This is a genomic window from Streptomyces sp. NPDC025784 (genome assembly GCF_055558435.1).
Genome location: NZ_JBVHMN010000042.1, coordinates 1 through 3,946, shown reverse-complemented (window position 1 = coordinate 3,946; position 3,946 = coordinate 1). Strand labels below are relative to the sequence as shown.

The window sequence follows — 3,946 nt, the reverse complement described above, 5'->3', positions numbered from 1 at the left end:
GCGCGCGGTCTGCTCCGCAGACACGACGCGCCGCCGCTACGCGGCGGATTCCACGCTTCGCGTGGAATGCATCCGCACTCCGTGCGGATGGGCGGGACTCCGTCCCGCGGGCCGGATCACTCCGTGATCCGGCGATCCGGTTGACGCCGGATCGGGTCCTGTACTGGCCTGCTCCGCAGTCCAGTACAGGACCTGACGCACCCTCCGGGCGCGTCAGAAAAGCCGCAACTACAGGGGCGAGCGTCCCTGTTCTGAGGTAGTGTCAATGTTTCCTGTTCTCATGGGAGTTGGTGCGGCCGCCTCCTTGTAACCGTCGTCTCTGGGATGTTGTGCGTCACTTTCATGCGCAGCTTGATTCTGGGATGATGGCAGAGTACCTCCCCTCCCCCCGGATCCCTCCCGGGATGGAAAGCAGTCATTTTGGAACGTGGATAGAATCTGAGAAGTCCAGGTTCCCTCTATATACCGAGAATGTGAGGTCTCGTGACTCAGATGGAATTGCGTCCGCATCAAGCTGAGGCCGTCGATAACGTCGTCCGTATTCTCGGTACACCGCCCGGAGGGCGCATGCCTGCCGAGGGCCTGAGGACGCAGGTGATCGCCGCGACCGGTTCCGGTAAGACACTGATCGGTGTGGAATCCGCGCACCGGCTTTCCGCGCGTCGGGTTCTGGTCCTGGTGCCGACGCTGGACCTGCTGACGCAGATGGCCGGCGCGTGGCGTCGGGCGGGTCGGTCCGGCGCGATGATCGGGGTGTGCTCGCTGCGGGCGGAGGAGAGCCAGGGGCTGCCGTGTACGACGGATCCTGACGAACTGGTCTCCTGGGCGCGGGACTTGGACACGGTGACGGTGTTCGCGACGTATGCCTCGGTGGGTCTCGGCATCCTTCAGCGGGCGCACGCTGGTGGCTTGGGTGTTTGGAGCCTGATGGTCGTGGACGAAGCCCACCGGACCAGTGGTGACGGCCTGAAGCCCTGGGCTGCCGTGCATGACCAGTCACTGTTGCCTGCCGAGCGGCGGCTGTACATGACGGCGACGGCACGGGTGTGGGAGGCGGAGGGTGAGCGGCCGCGGTTGGTGGCGTCGATGGAGGATGGTTCGCCGGTGTTCGGGCCTGTGGCGTACAAGTTGACGTTGTCTGAGGCGATCGGTCGGGGGATTGTGGCGCCGTATCAGGTGCTGTGCCTGGACATCCGCGATCCCGACTTGTACGCGGCTTTGACCAGTGAGGACACCGGATCGGATGCGGTGCGCGGGGCGCGGTTGGCGGCTGTGCAGACGGGGTTGATGCGGGCTGCGGTGGAGGAGCGTTTCCGTCGGGTGTTGTCGTTCCACAGTCGGGTGCAGGAGGCGGAGGCGATGGCGGTTTCGGTGCCGGCGGTCGCGGCGCGGCTCGCGGCCGATGAGCCTGACGTCTATCCGCCTGTTGAGGCTGTGTGGGCGGAGTGGTTGTACGGCGAGCACTCCCCCGGACACCGGAAGAACGTGCTGAGTGAGTTCGCCTCGGATTTCCTCGGAGGACCCGACTATTCCGGCCGGAATGTGCGCGCAGAATTGCGTGTATTGAGTTCCGTTCGCATTCTTGGTGAAGGTGTCGATACCGCGGAATGTGATGCAGTGCTTTTCTCGGATGCGCGCGGCAGCATGGTGGATATTGTGCAGATGGTGGGGCGTGCTCTGCGGCTCCATCCGGGCCGGGGAAAACTCGCGTCTTTGGTGGTTCCGGTGTTCCTCGGGCCGGGTGAGGATCCGAATGCATTGCTCACTTCGGATGCGTACAGCGCGTTGAGTAAGATCCTTGGGGCGCTCCGAGCGCATGACGCGGAGACCATCGAAGCCCTTGCCGATCCTCGTCTGCGCAACAGCCACGGGGTGGCTGAACACGGCGGCGATGAAGCTCTGTTGGAGGGTGAGGAGGGCGGCCTGGAGGACGTCGGCGGTGAGGCGGAGCGGGTCTCTGCGCGAGCCGCGGGAGTGCTGCGGTTCAGCGAGGAACGCGACCCGGCTGCGCTCACACAGTTCGTCCAGCTGCGGGTCATCGACCCCGAGGGCGCCTACTGGCGGCGTGGCATCGAGGCCGCCGCGCGCTGGCTGCGCGAGACCGGGAGCAGTGAGTTGCGGGTGCCGTTCACGTACGTCACCCCGGAGGACTGGTCTTCGTCGTTGGGGTCGCATCCGCTGGGGGTGTGGGTGGCGGATCAGCGCCGCTACTACGCGGCCGGCACGCTGGAAGCCTCACGGATCGAGGAGCTGGAACGGCTCGGAATGGTGTGGTCGGTACATGCGTCCGCGTGGGACGCCGGCCTCGAGGTCGCGCGCGCCTACGCCGGGGCGCACGGGCATTGCCTGCCTGGGGCTTCGGTCGTTTTCGACGCCTATCCCCTGGGGGTCTTTCTGAAGAACGCGCGGGCTGCCGCCCGCAAGGCGCGTGAGAACGCCGTACGCCGCGCGAATGGGGAAACCGGCATCTCGTATGCCGGGGAGCTGTCTGAGGAGCGCAGGGAGGCGCTGGAGGAGATCGACCCTGGGTGGTGCCCGGAGTGGGAGATCTCCTGGCAGCGGAACTACCGGTTGGCACTCGCTCACGTGAAGGCCGACGGCGCGCTCCCCGCACAGCCGGGCAAGGTGATCGTGCAGGGTGAGGACCTCGGAGTGTGGATCGCCGCGCAGCGCGTGGGGTGGGAACAGCTGGTCCCAGCGCAGCAGTATCTCCTGGAGACCATCGGAGTCGAACCCCCGGCGGAAGGTGAGACGGTGGTGCCGGTACGGCGCTCCCAGGACGAACGGTGGGCCACCCACCTCGCCGCGGCCCGCCATTTCCACGCCCGCGAAGGCCACCTGCAGGTGGGAAGGAAGCACGTGGAAGAGCTGCCTGGCGAGGACGGTGAAAGCGGCACACCGGTCCGGCTTGGAGGGTGGCTCGATAACACGCGGCGGAGGGCCGACAAGCTCGCACCGGAACGCCGGGCGGCACTGGATGAGCTCGGCATGCGCTGGTAGTCCTGTGGGTGCTGGCGGGGATCGCTGCGAGGTGTTCTCCGTCCAGCGCTCTGGTGGTTACGCCTTAGCTGGGCCGCTGCCCGGCCCCTTGACGATGCAATCGCCGACCGCGATCGACTTCCACAACCCACGGTCGATACGCACCTTAGGGAGCAGTGGGGCAGGGGCGGCGTCATCGTCGGGGACCACCACCCCCCGCGGGTGCGGGGAGCAGTTGTGGTTTCTCGTCCATCGCGAAGACGACGGCATTGGCAGGCGGGGCGAGGTAAAGGCCGACGACATCGCGGATCTTGTCGATCAGGAACGGGTCGGGTGAGATCTTGAAGGTCTCAGTCCGCCACGGCTGCAGGCCGAAGGCGTTCCAGATCCGCAGCACGCTCGCCGGCGATATCCCCACGACCTTGGCCAGCTCCCGCTTCGACCAGTGCGTCCCGCCCTGTGGCGTCTGCTCCAGGGTGCGGACCACGACCTCTTCCACCTGGGCATCGGTGATGGTCCGCGGCACCCCGGGCCGCGGCTCGTCGGCGAGTCCGTCCAGTCGCCGGGCAAGGAACCGTGTGCGCCAGCGGCGCACGGTACCGACACCGAGTCGCGCGGCGACCACGGTGTTGTTCCAGCCGTTCGCGCACGCCAGCACGATGCGTGCGCGAACGGCTGGTCCCTGGGCGGTCGAGCGGCGCTTGGCCCAGCTCTCCAGCGTCAGCCGCTCGGTCTCCGACAACACGACAGGTTCCAGCCGGGTATCGTCCATCCACGCAGCACAGCGCGAGCGCGCTACCCGCCGCAGCAGAACGCCGCAATCTGAAAGAGGGGACGCCTCACGTGGCGGCCCACGACCTCGAAACCAGATCACTAGATGAGTAGTTCCGATGTGGCTCAGTGGTCGTAGGCGATCAGTGACCTGGTGATGGGTGCGCCGATGGTGCGGTTGTGCCAGATCGCGCAG

The 3,946-nt window shown here is 66.7% G+C and carries 3 protein-coding genes; 1 reads left to right on the top strand and 2 read right to left on the bottom strand.

Annotated features, from left to right (window positions below; all coding sequences use genetic code 11):
• Positions 1-492: 492 nt before the first annotated feature.
• Positions 493-3,000, top strand: a complete 2,508-nt coding sequence (locus ACZ4IF_RS44485) for a helicase associated domain-containing protein (protein ID WP_467574989.1) — start codon at positions 493-495, stop codon at positions 2,998-3,000.
• A 57-nt stretch (positions 3,001-3,057) separates the two neighbouring features.
• Here the strand turns inward: ACZ4IF_RS44485 and ACZ4IF_RS44480 are convergent, their stop codons facing one another.
• A complete protein-coding gene (locus tag ACZ4IF_RS44480) occupies positions 3,058-3,249 on the bottom strand; it encodes a DUF7489 domain-containing protein (protein WP_467574986.1) in 192 nt (63 codons plus the stop codon).
• On the bottom strand, positions 3,173-3,751 hold the full coding sequence (locus tag ACZ4IF_RS44475; protein ID WP_467574983.1) for an IS630 family transposase: 579 nt from the start codon (positions 3,749-3,751) through the stop codon (positions 3,173-3,175). The genes ACZ4IF_RS44480 and ACZ4IF_RS44475 overlap by 77 nt, the downstream gene beginning before the upstream one ends.
• Positions 3,752-3,946: the final 195 nt, after the last annotated feature.